Genomic DNA, 14,862 nt, shown 5'->3' on the forward strand with positions numbered 1-14,862 from the left:
TTCCAGCCAGCCCCACCGCGCGGCGCCGTCCGCCACCACGCCTACGCCGATGCCAACGCCCACGCCCACGCCCACGCACCGGCCCGCACCCGGGCCCGTGCATTGCCTGCAGGACCTCGGCTGCGAGTTGGGCGAAGGCCTGATGTGGTCCGAGCGCCAGCAGGCGCTGTACTGGGTGGACATCCTCGCGCGCCGCCTCTATCGCTGGGACCTGTCCGCCGCCGAACCCCGGCACTGGGACTTCGCCGAAGAGATATCCGCCCTGGCGGAACGCGCCGGGGCGCCCGGCCTGCTGTTGGCGCTGCGCCGCGGCTTCGCGCTGTTCGATCCCGATGCGGATACCGAGCCGCGCTATCGGCACCAACCCGAGCCCGAGCGGCAGGGCAACCGATTCAACGATGGTAAATGCGATGCCCAGGGGCGCTTCTGGGCGGGCAGCATGGACTTTGCCTGCCAGGCGCCCACGGGCGCGCTCTATCGCCATGACGCCGACGGCGGCTGCACCCGGCACGACGACGGATTCGCCGTGACCAACGGCCCGGCGTGGTCCGGCGGCGGCATGTTCTTCAACGACACCGTGCACGGGCTCACCTACCGCTACGACTTCGACGCGGCCACCGGCCGGGTGTCGAACCGGACGCTCTGGAAGCGCTGGGCATCGGAAGACGGCGTGCCCGACGGGATGACGACGGATGCCGACGGCCGCCTGTGGATCGCCCACTGGGGCGGCGGCTGCGTCACCTGCCACGACCCCGCTAGTGCCGAAGAACTCGCGCGCATCGATCTACCGGTGAGTCAGGTCACCAATTGCGCTTTTGGCGGAGCCGGCCTGACCACGCTGTTCATCACCTCGGCGCGTGTGGGGCTCTCGCCCGCACAGCTGCAAGCCGAGCCTCTGGCCGGGGCGCTTTTCGGGGTCTCGCTGGACGTTGCAGGACAGCCGGCGCACCTGTTCGGCGGCTGACGCGTCGGCCTGGCTGCCGGTCACACGGCCGCCGCCCCCGCGCGCCCACATCACCAACCAACCAACCGAGGAGCCGCCATGGCCGAGCCTTCCCATCCCATCGTCTGGCTGCATCATGCGGGCCAGCATCTGGGGCTGGTGCCCACGCTGGGCGGCAGCGTCGCAGCCTGGCAGATCGACGACCCGCGCAGTCCTCGCGGCCGGCTGGACCTGTGGCGGCCTTGGGATGGTGTCACTCCGGACCTCTACCGGCTCGCGTCCTTCGCCATGGTGCCGTGGTCCAACCGCATCAGCGGGGGCGGCTTCTCGCATGCGGGGCAGTTCCACGCCATGCAGCCCAACCGTGCCGGCGAGCCTTACCCGATCCATGGTGACGGCTGGCTGCAGCCGTGGAGCTTGCGACAGGCGGGTGCCGACACCGTGGAGATGTCGCTGGAGTCGGCGTGCTTCGACGGCAATCCGTATGACTACGCCTGCCGGCAGACCTTCCGGCTGGTGGAGGGCGGACTGGACCAGTCCATCGAGGTGACGCATCGCGGCGCCGAGCCGCTGCCCTATGGGCTGGGCCTGCATCCCTGGTTTCCTCGTACGCTCGGCACTCGCATCCAGGCGCCGGTCCGAGGTGTCTGGCTGAGCGGCGACGATCCGTTGCCCACCGAGATGACGGAACAATTCCCGCCGGGCTGGGATCTCAACGCTGGCGTTTCTGCGCAAGGCGATCTGATCGACAACGCCTACGTGGGCTGGGGGGGATCGGCCCGCATCGATTGGCCGGAAAGGGGCTGGCAGCTGACCGCTCACATGCCCGACTTCGCGAGGGACGGCGGCGAGGACCAGCATTTCTGCCTGATCTATCGTCCGCCCGCAGGACCGGCATTTTGCTTTGAGCCGATCACGCAGCCGATCGACGCTTTCCATCAGCCTGGCATGCCGGGCCTGCGGTTGTTAGGGCGTGGGGAGACACTCGCGCTGACAGTGCAGTGGCGTTTCAGCCGCACAGACTGAACGCCGGAGCAAGGAGTACGGGCGGCAGGTTTGGGCGCTCATCGCAGTCTTCGAGCGGCGCTTTAGGGCCAGGCCGGATGGATGCAGTTGGCTGGCGTTCCGCGCGGCCTCTTGTCCAAGCCCGCCATCGGGGCGTCAAAACGCCCGTGCACTGGCGCCACTCCCCTCCAAACCTTCGAAAACCCCCTCGAATGGGAGTCTGAGGCGGTGATGGGCAGGTCACTGGCCTGGCTCTGTGCTGCGCTTGGCATCTCGTCCCGGCACTGCGGCCTCGGCCCTGATAGAAGACGGGGAACCAGTCCAGGCGCCTTCAGGCTCTTGCGCCATGCATTCAAGTGTTCATGTGATCGCTTCGCGTGCGGGCGACGCGAATTCCACGCGGTTGCGCCCGGACGACTTGGCTTCGTAGAGCGCGCTATCGGCATGGGTCAGCAGGTCATTCAGCGTGAGCGACGTGCCCGCATGGCTGACCGCAACGCCGAAGCTCGCGGTCAGGCGCGGCAGTGGATGCATGTGCAAGGCTCTTGCATCGTCGCTGGGCGCGGCGATCGCTTCCACCCGCGCCCGTAGCCGCTCTGCTGCAAGCGCCGCCTGGCGCATGTCGGTGTTGGGCAGAAGTGCCGCGAATTCCTCGCCGCCGATGCGCCCGAGGATGTCGCCGTCGCGCATTCCGGCCAGCAGTTCGGCAGCCACGGTGGCGAGTGCCCTGTCACCCTGCGCATGCCCGAAGCGGTCGTTGATCTGCTTGAAGTGATCAATATCGATCATCAACACGGCGGTGGGCCGGTCAGCAGCCGCATCGCGGGCGAGCAGCGGGGCGCCACATTCCATGAAGGAGCGACGCTGCAGAACACCCGTGAGATGATCGTGGCGTGCCATGTAGTCCAGCCTGCGCAGCAGGTCGTTGCGCGCACCGTTCACGATGGCCACCGCCATCGGACCCAGCGCTATCAGCGCGATGCCCAGCCGTGCCGACTGCAGGGAATTCATGTAGAGCAGCTTGCCCTCTGGGAGAACCATCACGCTGGCAGCGATGGAAAACAGCTGGATGACGCTGAGCAGCGCGGTCAGCGCCAGCGTGGGAAAGACCGCGTAGCGCAGTGCACACCAAATCAAGGCAGGTACCGGGAGCGCCAGCACACCAGGGCCACCGACCAGGATGGCGATCACCAAGGACAGGGCGAGCGAGATCGCTGGCAACACGGTCGCCCAGTCTTTCTGAATGGAGCGCAGGCGCTGCGCGAGCAGATGCCAGGACAGGTGGGGCGTCGGGGGGGCTGCCAGCATCACCGGCAGCAGCAGGATGTAGAGCGCCAGATCGCCATTGAACCAGTCCACCAGGCCGGCGAGCAGGCTGCGGTCGAACAGCACCGGGCTGGCCGCGCCGCCCGCGATGGCGCCAGCCGCGGCACTGGCCAGGCACACGGTGAGTACCGACAGAATGGTCCGGGGCTGCTTCAGGTGACGGGCATTCACCGGCAGAACACGGTTGGCGACGAAGTAACCCGCGGCCACGCCCACCATATTGGCTGTGTTCAGCCACAAGTTCATGGGCAGGCTGGTTCCCGCCAGGAAGTCGGCCCCCAGAAAGCCTGCATAGGCGCCCAGCCATCCTGCTGGCGTCGCCTTCTCCGGGTGTCGCAGCAGCATGCCCAGCAGCACGGCGTTGGCAGGCCAGAAGAGCGACAGCGGCCCCAGCAGCCGGGTCATGAGAGCAGCGAGGAGCGCGCACGGCACGACGATCACGGCTGCCCAGCAGAAGTCGCGCAAGGCCCGCATCCCAGCCGAAGCCAGCGGGAGCGAGCGCCCGGAATGGGCTTGTTGGGTGGGGAGCATCAGGGAAGACCTGAGAAATGCAGTGCGCAGGCAGATCGGATCGTTTGGAGTGGCTGGCCGAGCGGTTGGCGGGATGGGAGCTGTGCCGTCGGGGTAGGCGCTGCGGTGGTCTTTCAGGTTTCCTTGCCAGCTTTCCCGGGCGAAGTCGGGCAAATGCAGGCAAGGGCGGGATGATAACCAATATTGTTACAATATGTCAATATCTTGGGTGCTCTTGCCGTGATGGGCGCCGCAGTCCTCACTGTGTGCGTCGGGCCACGGTGTGGGTGCTCCGCACCCCCATGGGCACGCCGATGAGAAGGGCTCGTTAGCGACGCCCGTTCGAAGGTTGGGGCCCTCAGTCCAGATGGTCGCGCCCGAGCAGCAGCATCCCTGCGATGGGCGTAAGTGCGGAATGCATGCAACACGTGCGGTACGCGTTTGCCGATGCAGGTCGGTGCTTTTCCTTCGCTGGCTGGTGGCTCGCACTCGTTCCCGCGCAGCTGCCATGTGTCCGCCACGTAGGTGCGTGCCGACTTTGAGCCGGGCTCTGCGCTTTCCTTCCATCGCAAACGGCCGGACTACGATGAAATTCTGATGCGAAGCCACTCCGGCGAGCACACCATCTCACGTCGAAAGGGTCAAGAATGAACACCGATCAAATCAAGGGCGCTCTGAAAGATGCTGCGGGCAAGGTCCAGCAGAAGTCGGGTGAACTGATCGACAGTCCCGAGCAGCAGGCCAAGGGTGTTGCCAAGCAAGTCGAAGGCACTGCGCAGAAGAACTACGGCGACGCCAAGGAAAAGATCAAGGACGCCACGAAGTGAGGGACGGCCGCCAGGCGTAGCCTGCTCAGGCCTTCCGATCTGCAGGCGGTGAAGCCCCGGTGCGTGAGCCCCGGGGCTTTTGTTTGGGCCGGTGCTTCAAAGGCGACAGGCGTCGTGATCGTACGCGGCGTTGTAGAGCGCAGCATCGCGCGCGTTCTGTTCAGGCATATCTCCGAATGCTTCGTGCAGCCTGGGCTGCCCCATGCCAGCGATGCGGCGGGCGATGTCGTTGCGCTTGCGGGGTCGCCACCGGGTGCGCGACTCGCATCAGTGTTGTGTGAGGAGGTCCAGGCCCGCCCGGTCCCGCATGCCGGCTGGCCTCGGGTCGGGGGCTGCGCGCGCGTTACGCCGAACCCAGGCGGCCCAAGGCGAACACCGAATTGGGCACGCTGCTCGAGGGCAGCTGGGTGCGTACCGACCTGCGCGATTCGCTGCGCGGGCTGCGGCCTGCGTGCGCCACGTCTCTCACGGCTTGCACGCCCTGCTGTTTGAGCAGGTCGGCCACGGTGATGGACTGCAGGTATTCCTTCACGCGGGAGTGGAAGGAAGTCCACAGCTCCTCGGTCATCTCTGCCGAAGGCAGGTCGGTGGAGTCGTCTTCGGGCGCGGAGGCCTTGGTCGGGGGGCGCATCATGAATTTTTCGGACGCGGCGACGATTTCCGCGACGGACAGCTCCTGCGGCGCGCGCGTGAGCGTGTAGCCGCCGCCCGGTCCGCGGATGCTGGTGACGAGGCCGGCGCGGCGCAGGGCGCCGAAGATGTCTTCGAGGTAAGAAAGCGAAATGCCCTGACGGGTGCTGATGCCCGGCAGTGCGACGGGGCCGCCATGGGAGCGAAGTGCCAGATCGGTGATGGCCGTGACGGCCATCTTGCCTCGGGTGGTCAGACGCATGGTGAGGGACTCCTTTGAAGAGTTCGGTGCGCGCCCTCGAGGAGCTAAGCCTCTGGCCTCAGGGATTGATCGGCCAGGAGGAGCCCGTGAGGGCTCGATCTTGCGGATCAACACCGCCCGGAGCGCGCGAAAGACGAAAGGGGAAAGACGCGAGAGCCGGCGCACGTTGCCGTGCGCGGCAGGGGATGGCCTGGGGGCTACGGCGAGCGAGCGCCGGCCGCAGTCAGGCTGTGAGTGCGGAGCGGGGGGGTTTGCGCGGCGTGGCCGGCGCGTGCGAAGCGGCCTTCGCTTCGGCCCACTGCAGGGGCGGGTAGCTAGCGCTGGAACGGCTTACCAGGGCACGCAGCAGATTCACGTCGTCCGGCAGATCGTCGGCGTCGTCAAAGAGAGCGTGGCTGAGCGCAAGAGCTTCCGGTTCCGAGTCGTCGCTCGTGGCCTGGGCTGCAGACTGTGCCTGGGGAGCGAGCGTGTCACCGGCAGCAGCCTGCTGCGCGGCGGCTGCCTTGGCGGAGGCGAGGGCCGTGCTGCCCGCGCTGCCATGAGGGATAGGTGCAATGGGGGCGGACTTGCCCACGGCCGACACTCCTACACAGAGGAAGAAGTGAAGGGTGAAGACCGTGATAAACCACCGTAGCATCGTGGGTGAATTATAGCGAGGGGGTGCCCGCCCCCTCTGGCTGCGCATCGACGACGAGTCGATAGCCTACGCCGGTTTCGGTCAACAGGTGCTGCGGCTGGGCCGGGTCGGCCTCCAGCTTGCGGCGCAGGTGGCCCATGTGGATACGGAGGTAATGGCTGCGATCGACGTGGCCAGGCCCCCAGACTTCGGTGAGCAGCTGGCGCTGCGTCATCACCCGGCCGGCGTTGGCGGCCAGCACGGTCAGCATGCGGTATTCGATGGGTGTGAGATGCACGGGCTGGCCGGCGCGCAGCACAGTGCGCGCTGCCCGGTCGATTTCCACTTGGCCGAATGCGAACCGCGGCTGTGCGTCGGCCTGCCCTTCAGCCTGCCGGAGGCGGCGCAGGTTGGCACGCACCCGTGCCAGCAGTTCACCGGTGCCGAAGGGCTTGGTCAGGTAGTCGTCGGCGCCGGCATCCAGCGCCGCGATCTTGTCGGCCTCGTCGGAGCGAGCCGACAAAACGATGATGGTGGCGGGCGACCACGAGCGCGCGTCGCGCAGCAGGTCCAGCCCGTCGCCGTCGGGCAGGCCCAGGTCCAGCACCACCAGGTCGGGCTTGCGCGTGGCGACGGAGGCCAGGCCTGCCTGCACGGTGCCGGCCTCGTGCACCAGCCAGCCTTCGCTCTCCAGCGCGGCTCGCACGAAGCGGCGGATCTGGGGCTCGTCCTCGATGACGATCACGGTACGGGGGGATTGCATGGGGCTATTGTCCGATGAGACGCTCAGGCGTCTGCGGGCATGTCGGGTGGCTCGCGGCGCGGCAGGGTCAGGTGGAACTGCGCGCCGCCACCCTGTGCTGCATCGGCAGTGATGTCCCCGCCGTGAGCCCGGGCGATAGCCTTGCAGATCGCCAGGCCCAGCCCGACGCCGGGGATGGCCGATTCGGCATGGCCGCGCGTGAACTTGTCGAAGGGCGTGCGATCGGGGCCGCTGAGCGAGGGGGGCAGACCCGGGCCGTGGTCGCGCACCACCAGGTGCAGTTGGGTGGCGTCGGTCCAGGCGCGCAACTCGATCGGCGGAGCGCCGTACTTGGCGGCGTTCTCCAGCAGGTTGACCAGCACGCGCTCGATGAGCACGGCGTCGAACTCGACCAGCGGCAGGTCGGCCGGCAGCTGCGTATGCACGGCCAGGCCGCCCAGCGCCGCCTGGCTGGCGCGGATGGACGAGCCCGCGACTTCCTCCACCGATTGCCAGTCGCGCCGCAGCTCGGGCGCGCCGCCGGGCAGGCCGCCGTCCAGCCGCGCCATGTCGAGCAGGTTGGTGACCAGCGCATGCAGAGCGCCGGCCTGCGCGACGATGGCCTGCGCCGTCTCCGCACACTGCTCGGCAGGCTGCCCTGGCAGCGATTCCGCCAGGCCGCGCAGGACGGTGAGCGGCGTGCGGATGTCGTGCGAGAGCGCGCCCAGAAGGGTATTGCGCAGGCGCTCCGATTCCATCTCGACCACGGCCTGCTGCGCGATTTCCACGTAGTGCACGCGTTCCAGCGCGATGGCGATCTGGCGGCACAGCGTATCCAGTTGCTGCGCATGCTCGGGCACGGCCAGCATGCCCGGCTCGGGCAGGGTGAGCGCCGCTACGCCGCGCACGCGCATGGGCGCGGCCAGTGGCACATAGCGCCACGGCTGGGCCGACAGGGTGGCCGTGCCAAGACCCGCAGGCTCGGCATGGGCGAACGCCCATTCGGCCACGCTCGCATCCCAGCCCGGCGGCGCAGGTTGGGGCTGGGTCAGGCGGTCGCCGGCATCGGTGCGCATCACCCGTGCCTGGCCGCCGAAATACGTGCTGATGGCCTGTTCGCCCAGCTGTACCACCTGCTGGCTTTCCAGCGCGCCCGAGAGTTCGCGGGTCAGGTCGAACAAGGACTGTGTGCGCCGCTCGCGTTCGGCGGCCACGGCGGCTGAGGAGCGCAGTCCGGCGGTAAGCTGGCCGATCAGCAGCCCCACCGCCAGCATCACGGCGAAGGTGACAAGGTATTGGGCGTCGCTCACGGCGAACGAGCTGCGCGGCGGCACGAAGAAGTAGTCGAAGGCCATGACGTTGAGAAATGCCGCCAGTGCCGCCGGGGTGCGGCCCCAGCGCAGCGCCACGCCCACCACGCCCAGCAGGAAGAGCATCACGATGTTGACCAGGTCCAGCGTGTCGTCGAGCGGCTGCGTTGCCATGGTCAGCGCCATGCTGACCAGGGTGGCCCAGAGAAAGGCGGCGGCTTCGGGGCGCCGCCGGGCCGCTGCGGCGGATGTGATGGCCGCCGCCGTGCGTGGCAGGCTGCGATGCTGGGAGGCGGGGGCGACCTGCACGATGTCCACCGACGGCACCCGTCGTACCAGTTGTGCCTGCAGGCGAGCGCCCGCCCAGCGCCGCCGCCAGGCTGGATCGCCGCTGCCGCCCCGGCCCAGCACCAGGGTGGCGCAATTGAGCCGCCCGGCCTGCTCGGCCAGCCCCTCGGCCACGCTGGGAGCGGTATGCACCGCGGTCTCCGCCCCCAAGCCTTGGGCGAGTTGCAGCGTGGCCAGGGCCTGTTCGCGCTGGGCCGCCGGCAGGCGGCGCTGCGGCGTTTCCACATGGATGGCATGCCAGCGCACGTTGAGCTGGCCGGCCAGCCGGGCGGCGGTGCGCACCGTCTGCGCGGCGGCCGGCTGGCCGCCCACGGCCACCAGCAGCGCGCCTGAGGTGTTCCAGGCCTGTGCCGTGGCGCTGCTGCCCGAATGCTCGACGCGCCAGTCGCGCATGTCGTCTTCCACATGCTCTGCGGTGCGGCGCAGGGCGATCTCGCGCAGCGCTATCAGGTTGCCGGTGCGAAAGAAGTTGCGCGCCGCCTGCTGTGCCTGGGCGGGCAGGTAGACCTTGCCGGCCTTCAGGCGGGCCTGCAGCTCGTTGGGGGTAACGTCCACCAGCACGACTTCGGCCGCGTCGTCCAGCACCGCATCCGGCACGGTTTCATGCACGCGGATGCCGGTGATCGTGCCCACCGTGCCGTTGAGGCTTTCCAGGTGCTGAACGTTCAGGGCGGTCCACACGTCGATGCCTGCGGCGAGCAGCTCCTGCACGTCCTGCCAGCGCTTGGCGTGGCGCGAGCCGGGTGCGTTGGAATGCGCGAGCTCGTCCACCAACAGCACCTGGGGGCGGGCGGCGAGGGCGCCGTCCAGATCCAGCTCGTGCAAGACGCGGCCCCGGTAGGGCACTGCGCGTAGCGGCAGCACGGGCAGGCCATCGAGCAGCGCGGAGGTTTCGGCGCGGCCGTGGGTTTCGATCACGCCGATGCGCACGTCGCGACCCGCCTGGCGCTCGCGTTGGGCCGCGCTCAGCATGGACCAGGTCTTGCCAACGCCGGCGTTGGCGCCGAAGTAAATGCGCAGCCGGCCCGGCCGGTCCTCGTCGGATTCGGCGCGCAGCTGGGCGATCAGTGCATCGGGGTCGGGTCGTTCCAGTTCGGGCATGGGGCGTGATGATGGCTCGGAGCCGGGTGACGATAGCTCAAGGGGACCCAGCGACGGGGAAGGCGTGGGCGGGGTGGGCCGCAAGGCCGCAGACCGCCCGCCCGCTCCGCGGGCCTGCTGGGCGGAGTGCATGCGGGCGGTAGCGCCGTCCGGCGAAGGCGGCCAAGGCACTCAAGGTGTGCGCGGCGTGCCCAGGGCAAGGTTCAGCGCCAGCACGTTCACGCGCGGCTCGCCCAGCAGGCCCCAGAGCGGTGCCTCGGTGTTCTTTTCGATCAGGGTCTGCACGGTGGCTTCGGGCAGGCCGCGCAGGCGCGCCACGCGGGCGGCCTGGTAGCGGGCGGCGGCCGGGCTGATGTGCGGGTCCAGGCCGCTGGCCGAAGCCGTGACCAGATCGACCGGCACGGGCGCGGTGTTGCCCGGATCGGCTTCGCGCAGGGCCTGCACGCGGGCTTGCACGGCCTCGGTGAGGGCCGGGTTCAGCGGGCCCTGGTTGGAGCCGCCCGAGGCGCTGCCGTTGTAGGGCATGGGCGCGGTGGCCGAGGGCCGGCTCCAGAAATTGCGCGGGTCGGAGAACGGCTGGCCGATGAGCGCGGAGCCCACGGTCTGGCCGCCTCGCTCCAGCAGGCTGCCCTGCGCCTGCCACGGAAAGAGCGCCTGGGCGGCCCCGGTGACGGCGGCAGGGTAGAGCAGGCCGGTGAGGGCGCTGAGGCAGGCCAGCAGCACCAGGGCCGGGCGCAGGAGGGTGTTGAACATCGAGGTCATGATGGTTTGAATCCTTTCAGGCCAGGCCGGCTGCCACCAGCAGCAGGTCGATCAGCTTGATGCCGATGAACGGCACGACGAGTCCGCCCAGGCCGTAGATGGCCAGGTTGCGGCGCAGCAGCGCGGCGGCGCCCACGGGGCGGTAGCGCACGCCCTTCAGGGCCAGCGGGATCAGGAACACGATCACCAGCGCGTTGAAGATCACCGCCGACAGGATGGCCGACGAGGGGCTGGCCAGCCGCATGAGGTTGAGCGCGTCGAGCTGCGGATAGGTCGCGGCGAAGAGCGCCGGCACGATGGCGAAGTACTTGGCCACGTCGTTGGCGATGGAGAAGGTGGTGAGCGAGCCGCGCGTCATCAGCAGCGCCTTGCCGGTTTCCACCACCTCCAGCAGTTTGGTGGGATTGGAGTCCAGGTCCACCATGTTGGCGGCCTCCTTGGCCGCCTGCGTGCCGCTGCCCATGGCGACGGCCACGTCGGCCTGGGCCAGCGCGGGGGCGTCGTTGGTGCCGTCGCCGGTCATGGCGACAAGGTGGCCTTCAGCCTGGTACTTGCGGATGCGGGCGAGCTTGTCCTCGGGCGTCGCCTCGGCCAGGAAGTCGTCCACGCCGGCCTCGGCGGCGATGGCGGCGGCGGTGAGCCGGTTGTCGCCGGTGATCATCACCGTCTGGATGCCCATGCGGCGCAGCTCGGCGAAGCGCTCGCGGATGCCGGCCTTGACCACGTCCTTGAGTTCCACGATGCCCAGCACGCGGGCGCCTTCGGCCACGGCCAGCGGCGTGCTGCCGCGCCGGGCCACGTCGTCGGCCGCGGCGCGCACGGCGGCGGGCACCTGGCCGCCCAGGGCCTCGACATGGCGGCACACGGCCTGCACGGCGCCCTTGCGCACGGCGGTGGGGGCCGCGCCGGCGGATTGCGCGGGCAGGTCGATGCCGCTCATGCGCGTCTGCGCGGTGAACGGCACGAACACGGCGCTTTCGGGCGCATCGGCCCGCACGCCGCCCTCGTGGGCCAGGGTGACGATGCTGCGGCCCTCGGGCGTTTCGTCGGAGAGGGAGGCCAGCAGCGCGGCCCGGGCCAGCGCGGCGCTGTCGCAGCCCGGCGCGGGCACGAAGGCGCTGGCCTGGCGGTTGCCGTGGGTGATGGTGCCGGTCTTGTCCAGCAGCAGCACGTCCACGTCGCCGGCGGCCTCGACGGCGCGGCCCGAGGTGGCGATCACGTTGGCCTGCATCATGCGGCTCATGCCGGCCACGCCCACGGCCGACAGCAGGCCGCCGATGGTGGTCGGGATCAGGCAGACGAGCAGCGCGATCAGCGAGGTCAGCGGCACGGCGCCGCCCGCGCCCGCCGCATGCACGCTGAAGAGCGAGAAGGGCAGCAGCGTGGCGGTGACCACCAGGAAGACGATGGTCAGCGCCACCAGCAGGATGGTGAGCGCGATCTCGTTGGGCGTCTTCTGCCGGCGTGCGGCCTCGACCATGCTGATCATGCGGTCGAGGAAGGACTCGCCCGGGTTCACGGCGATGCGCACCACCAGCCAGTCCGACAGCACGCGGGTGCCGCCCGTGACGGCGGAGAAGTCGCCGCCCGATTCGCGCACCACGGGGGCCGATTCGCCGGTGATGGCGCTTTCGTCCACCGAGGCCACGCCGTCCAGCACCTCGCCGTCCAGCGGGATCACGTCGCCGGTCTCCACCATCACCACGTCGCCGCGGCGCAGGTCGCTGGCCTGCGCGGGCAGCCAGTTGCGGTCAGCCGTGGGCCAGTTGGCGGACTTGAGCTTCTTGGCCCAGGTGTCCTTGCGCAGGCCCTTGAGCGATGCCGCCTGGGCCTTGCTGCGGCCTTCGGCCAGCGCTTCGGCGAAGTTGGCGAAGAGAACCGTGAACCACAGCCCCAGCGCCACGGCCAGGATGAAGTTCGGCGACAGGCCGCTGGCCTGGGCCGCGGCTGGCGCTGCCAGGGCCTGGGCCCAGAGCAGCGTGGTCATGATGCTGCCGACATACACGACGAACATCACCGGGTTGCGCCATTGCGCTGCAGGGTTCAGCTTGACGAAGGCGCCGCGCAGGGCCGGAGCCAGCAGCGCCGTGTCCATCAGCGAGCGCGTGGAGGAAGAGGGCACCGACGGTGCCTGGGAAGAAGGGGTTTGCATGATTGTCTTTCCGTGGGGCGGCTGCGACTCAGCGGGCGGGCCAGAGCATCAGGTGTTCGACCATCGGCCCCAGAGCCAGCGATGGCACGTAGTTCAGCAGGCCCACCAGCAGCACGACGGCCACCAGCAGCGCCACGAAAAGCGGGCCGTGCGTGGGCAGGGTGCCGCCGGTGACGGGCAGCCGCTGCTTGGCCGCCAGCGAGCCGGCGATGGCCAGCACCGGCACGATCATTCCGAAGCGGCCCAGCCACATCGCCAGGCCCAGCAGCGTGTTGTAGAAGGGCGTGTTGGCTGACAGGCCGGCGAAGGCGCTGCCGTTGTTGTTGGCCGCCGATGTCAGCGCGTAGAGCACTTCGGAGAAGCCGTGCGGGCCGGGGTTGGCGATGCCGGCGGTGCCCGCACCCACGCTCACGGCCACGGCCGTGCCCAGCAGCACCACGATGGGCGTGATCAGGATGGCCAGCGAGACGAGCTTCATCTCGCGCACCTCGATCTTCTTGCCCAGGTATTCCGGCGTGCGGCCGATCATCAGGCCGGCGATGAACACGGCCAGGATGGCGAACACCAGCATGCCGTAGAGCCCGCTGCCCACGCCGCCGAAGACCACTTCGCCCAGCTGCATCAGCACCATGGGCACCATGCCGCCCAGCGGGGTGAGCGAATCGTGCATGGCCGTGACGGCACCGCACGAGGCGGCCGTGGTGATGGCGGTGAACAGCGCGGTGGCGTCGATGCCGAAGCGCACTTCCTTGCCCTCCATGTTGCCGCCGCTCGACCAGGCGCTTGCCGCCTGGTCCACGCCCAGCTTGCCCAGCAGCGGGTTGCCCGCCTGCTCGGCCGCCGTGAGGGCGACCACCGCCGCCACGAACAGCACCGTCATGGCCGCCAGCAGCGCCCAGCCCTGGCGCTCGTCGCCCACCAGGCGGCCGAACGTGAGGCACAGCGCGGCCGGGATCAGGAAGATCGCCAGCATCTGCACGAAGTTGGTCAGCGCCGTGGGGTTCTCGTAAGGGTGGGCCGAGTTGGCGTTGAAGAAGCCCCCCCCGTTGGTGCCGAGCATCTTGATCGCCTCCTGCGAGGCGACCGGGCCCATGGAGAGTGTCTGCTGGTGCGTCTGTACGCTGTCGGTCACCGGTGCGCCCTTGGCGTCCAGCACCGGCTGGCCTGCGGCGTCCATGCGTGGCACCTGGTAGGTGGTGGTTTCCAGCGTGGTCACTCTGGCGTCAGGCTTGAAGTTCTGGATCACGCCCTGGCCGGCGAACACCAGCGCGATGGCGAAGGACAGCGGCGCCAGCACCCACAGGGTGATGCGCGTCACGTCGGCCCAGAAGTTGCCCACCAGGCCCTGGCTGTCGGACTGGCGGCCGGCAAAGGCGCGGGTGAGCGCGAAGGCGACGGCGATGCCGGTGGCGGCCGACAGGAAGTTCTGCACCGTCAGGCCGAGCATCTGCGTGAGATGGCTCATGGTGGACTCGCCCGCGTAGCCCTGCCAGTTGGTATTGGTCACGAAGCTCACCGCCGTGTTGAACGCCGAATCGGGCGCGACGGCGGGCATGTTCATGGGGTTGAGCGGCAGGCGGTTCTGCAGGCGCTGCAGGCCGTAGAGCAGCAGCGTGCCCGCGCCGTTGAAGGCCAGCAGGCAGAGCGCATAGCGCTGCCAGGACATGCCCGCATCGGGCTGCACGCCGGCCAGGCGGTACAGAGGGGCTTCGATGCGCTGCAGCAGGCGCGGCAGGCGGCCGGCGCAGAGGGCGGCGAGCGCACGCGACAGCGGCCAGGCCAGCAGTACCAGCGCGGCAAGGAACGAGGCCAGCAGGCCCCAGGCTGATGCTTGCATCTCAGAACTCCTCGGCGCAGATCAGCGCGAAGACCAGGTAGGCGAAGAGCAGCACGGCCACCATGCCGGCCAGCCCGTAGAGCACGTCGATATTCATTGCGCCCGCTCCGTGTTGTGCGGCCATGCGGCGCGGTGCAGCCACAGCGCGGCTTCGGCCGTCGCCACCCACAGCGCCGCGATTGCGGCGATCCAGAGCCAGTCCATCGAATCACTCCCGTTGTCAGACATGGCGGCGATTCTGGAAATTCGGGTGCAAAGACGGTGCAGAGACTCGCGGGCCGGGTGTATAGAAAGCGTAAAGATCGGCGCCCGCTCCGCTTTTTGTAGCGCATTGCGCAGGTAGAACAAGGGCTGTGGCCGCAACGAGTCGGGGACACCCGGCATGTGCCGGGCTGGGCGGGCCGTCATCCCGCGTAGATGCCTATACAGGTTGGCCCATCTCTTGCGTGCCCATGGGCTGGCCGCGCCGCGATGCACCCCTTCGGTGCGTC

13 protein-coding genes are annotated in these 14,862 nt (G+C 69.1%); 3 read left to right on the forward strand and 10 right to left on the reverse strand.

Going from position 1 to position 14,862, the window contains the following annotated elements; genetic code table 11:
• Window positions 1-49: 49 nt before the first annotated feature.
• Both AC3A84_RS02595 and AC3A84_RS02600 read left to right on the forward strand, forming a co-directional pair.
• On the forward strand, window positions 50-964 hold the full coding sequence (locus AC3A84_RS02595) for an SMP-30/gluconolactonase/LRE family protein (protein WP_487968227.1): 915 nt from the start codon (window positions 50-52) through the stop codon (window positions 962-964).
• Between the two features lie 78 nt (window positions 965-1,042).
• Window positions 1,043-1,969 (forward strand): aldose 1-epimerase, encoded by a 927-nt coding sequence (locus AC3A84_RS02600; protein ID WP_487968162.1) that lies wholly within the window; start codon window positions 1,043-1,045, stop codon window positions 1,967-1,969.
• A gap of 339 nt (window positions 1,970-2,308) precedes the next feature.
• Here the strand turns inward: AC3A84_RS02600 and AC3A84_RS02605 are convergent, their stop codons facing one another.
• Complete coding sequence (locus AC3A84_RS02605) at window positions 2,309-3,958, reverse strand: sensor domain-containing diguanylate cyclase (RefSeq protein WP_487968163.1); 1,650 nt, start codon at window positions 3,956-3,958, stop codon at window positions 2,309-2,311.
• A gap of 473 nt (window positions 3,959-4,431) precedes the next feature.
• On the opposite strand from AC3A84_RS02605, the gene AC3A84_RS02610 reads away from it, so the two are divergent.
• Window positions 4,432-4,611, forward strand: a complete 180-nt coding sequence (locus tag AC3A84_RS02610) for a CsbD family protein (RefSeq protein WP_487968164.1) — start codon at window positions 4,432-4,434, stop codon at window positions 4,609-4,611.
• 343 nt (window positions 4,612-4,954) lie between these two features.
• On the opposite strand, the gene AC3A84_RS02615 is transcribed toward AC3A84_RS02610, so the two are convergent.
• The 9 genes from AC3A84_RS02615 to AC3A84_RS02655 all read right to left on the reverse strand — a co-directional run bounded on the left by AC3A84_RS02615 (window position 4,955) and on the right by AC3A84_RS02655 (window position 14,599).
• Window positions 4,955-5,503 carry an Rrf2 family transcriptional regulator gene (locus AC3A84_RS02615; RefSeq protein ID WP_487968165.1) on the reverse strand — a complete coding sequence of 183 codons (549 nt, stop codon included), beginning with the start codon at window positions 5,501-5,503 and terminating at the stop codon, window positions 4,955-4,957.
• Between the two features lie 223 nt (window positions 5,504-5,726).
• Window positions 5,727-6,077, reverse strand: a complete 351-nt coding sequence (locus tag AC3A84_RS02620; RefSeq protein WP_487968166.1) for a hypothetical protein — start codon at window positions 6,075-6,077, stop codon at window positions 5,727-5,729.
• A 73-nt stretch (window positions 6,078-6,150) separates the two neighbouring features.
• Entirely contained in the window at window positions 6,151-6,882 is a 732-nt protein-coding gene (kdpE, locus tag AC3A84_RS02625; protein ID WP_487968167.1) for a two-component system response regulator KdpE, read from the reverse strand.
• Window positions 6,883-6,905: 23 nt separating this feature from the next.
• A complete protein-coding gene (locus AC3A84_RS02630) occupies window positions 6,906-9,620 on the reverse strand; it encodes a DUF4118 domain-containing protein (protein ID WP_487968168.1) in 2,715 nt (904 codons plus the stop codon).
• A gap of 171 nt (window positions 9,621-9,791) precedes the next feature.
• Complete coding sequence (gene kdpC, locus AC3A84_RS02635) at window positions 9,792-10,382, reverse strand: potassium-transporting ATPase subunit KdpC (protein WP_487968169.1); 591 nt, start codon at window positions 10,380-10,382, stop codon at window positions 9,792-9,794.
• A 16-nt stretch (window positions 10,383-10,398) separates the two neighbouring features.
• A complete protein-coding gene (gene kdpB, locus AC3A84_RS02640) occupies window positions 10,399-12,534 on the reverse strand; it encodes a potassium-transporting ATPase subunit KdpB (RefSeq protein WP_487968170.1) in 2,136 nt (711 codons plus the stop codon).
• Window positions 12,535-12,562: 28 nt separating this feature from the next.
• Window positions 12,563-14,371 carry a potassium-transporting ATPase subunit KdpA gene (kdpA, locus tag AC3A84_RS02645; RefSeq protein WP_487968171.1) on the reverse strand — a complete coding sequence of 603 codons (1,809 nt, stop codon included), beginning with the start codon at window positions 14,369-14,371 and terminating at the stop codon, window positions 12,563-12,565.
• Between the two features lies 1 nt (window position 14,372).
• Window positions 14,373-14,468 (reverse strand): potassium-transporting ATPase subunit F, encoded by a 96-nt coding sequence (locus AC3A84_RS02650; RefSeq protein WP_487968172.1) that lies wholly within the window; start codon window positions 14,466-14,468, stop codon window positions 14,373-14,375.
• Window positions 14,465-14,599, reverse strand: a complete 135-nt coding sequence (locus AC3A84_RS02655) for a hypothetical protein (protein ID WP_487968173.1) — start codon at window positions 14,597-14,599, stop codon at window positions 14,465-14,467. The genes AC3A84_RS02650 and AC3A84_RS02655 overlap by 4 nt, the downstream gene beginning before the upstream one ends.
• Window positions 14,600-14,862: the final 263 nt, after the last annotated feature.

It is taken from the genome of Paracidovorax sp. (genome assembly GCF_057642795.1).

Bases quoted from the DNA above. Each gene is read 5' to 3' on its own strand.
- AC3A84_RS02655 (WP_487968173.1), bottom strand. From the start codon at position 14,599: ATGTCTGACAACGGGAGTGATTCGATGGACTGGCTCTGGATCGCCGCA.
- AC3A84_RS02650 (WP_487968172.1), bottom strand. From the start codon at position 14,468: ATGAATATCGACGTGCTCTACGGGCTGGCCGGCATGGTGGCCGTGCTG.
- AC3A84_RS02615 (WP_487968165.1), bottom strand. From the start codon at position 5,503: ATGCGTCTGACCACCCGAGGCAAGATGGCCGTCACGGCCATCACCGAT.
- AC3A84_RS02595 (WP_487968227.1), top strand. From the start codon at position 50: ATGCCAACGCCCACGCCCACGCCCACGCACCGGCCCGCACCCGGGCCC.
- AC3A84_RS02630 (WP_487968168.1), bottom strand. From the start codon at position 9,620: ATGCCCGAACTGGAACGACCCGACCCCGATGCACTGATCGCCCAGCTG.
- kdpE (WP_487968167.1), bottom strand. From the start codon at position 6,882: ATGCAATCCCCCCGTACCGTGATCGTCATCGAGGACGAGCCCCAGATC.
- kdpA (WP_487968171.1), bottom strand. From the start codon at position 14,371: ATGCAAGCATCAGCCTGGGGCCTGCTGGCCTCGTTCCTTGCCGCGCTG.
- kdpB (WP_487968170.1), bottom strand. From the start codon at position 12,534: ATGCAAACCCCTTCTTCCCAGGCACCGTCGGTGCCCTCTTCCTCCACG.
- AC3A84_RS02600 (WP_487968162.1), top strand. From the start codon at position 1,043: ATGGCCGAGCCTTCCCATCCCATCGTCTGGCTGCATCATGCGGGCCAG.
- AC3A84_RS02610 (WP_487968164.1), top strand. From the start codon at position 4,432: ATGAACACCGATCAAATCAAGGGCGCTCTGAAAGATGCTGCGGGCAAG.
- kdpC (WP_487968169.1), bottom strand. From the start codon at position 10,382: ATGACCTCGATGTTCAACACCCTCCTGCGCCCGGCCCTGGTGCTGCTG.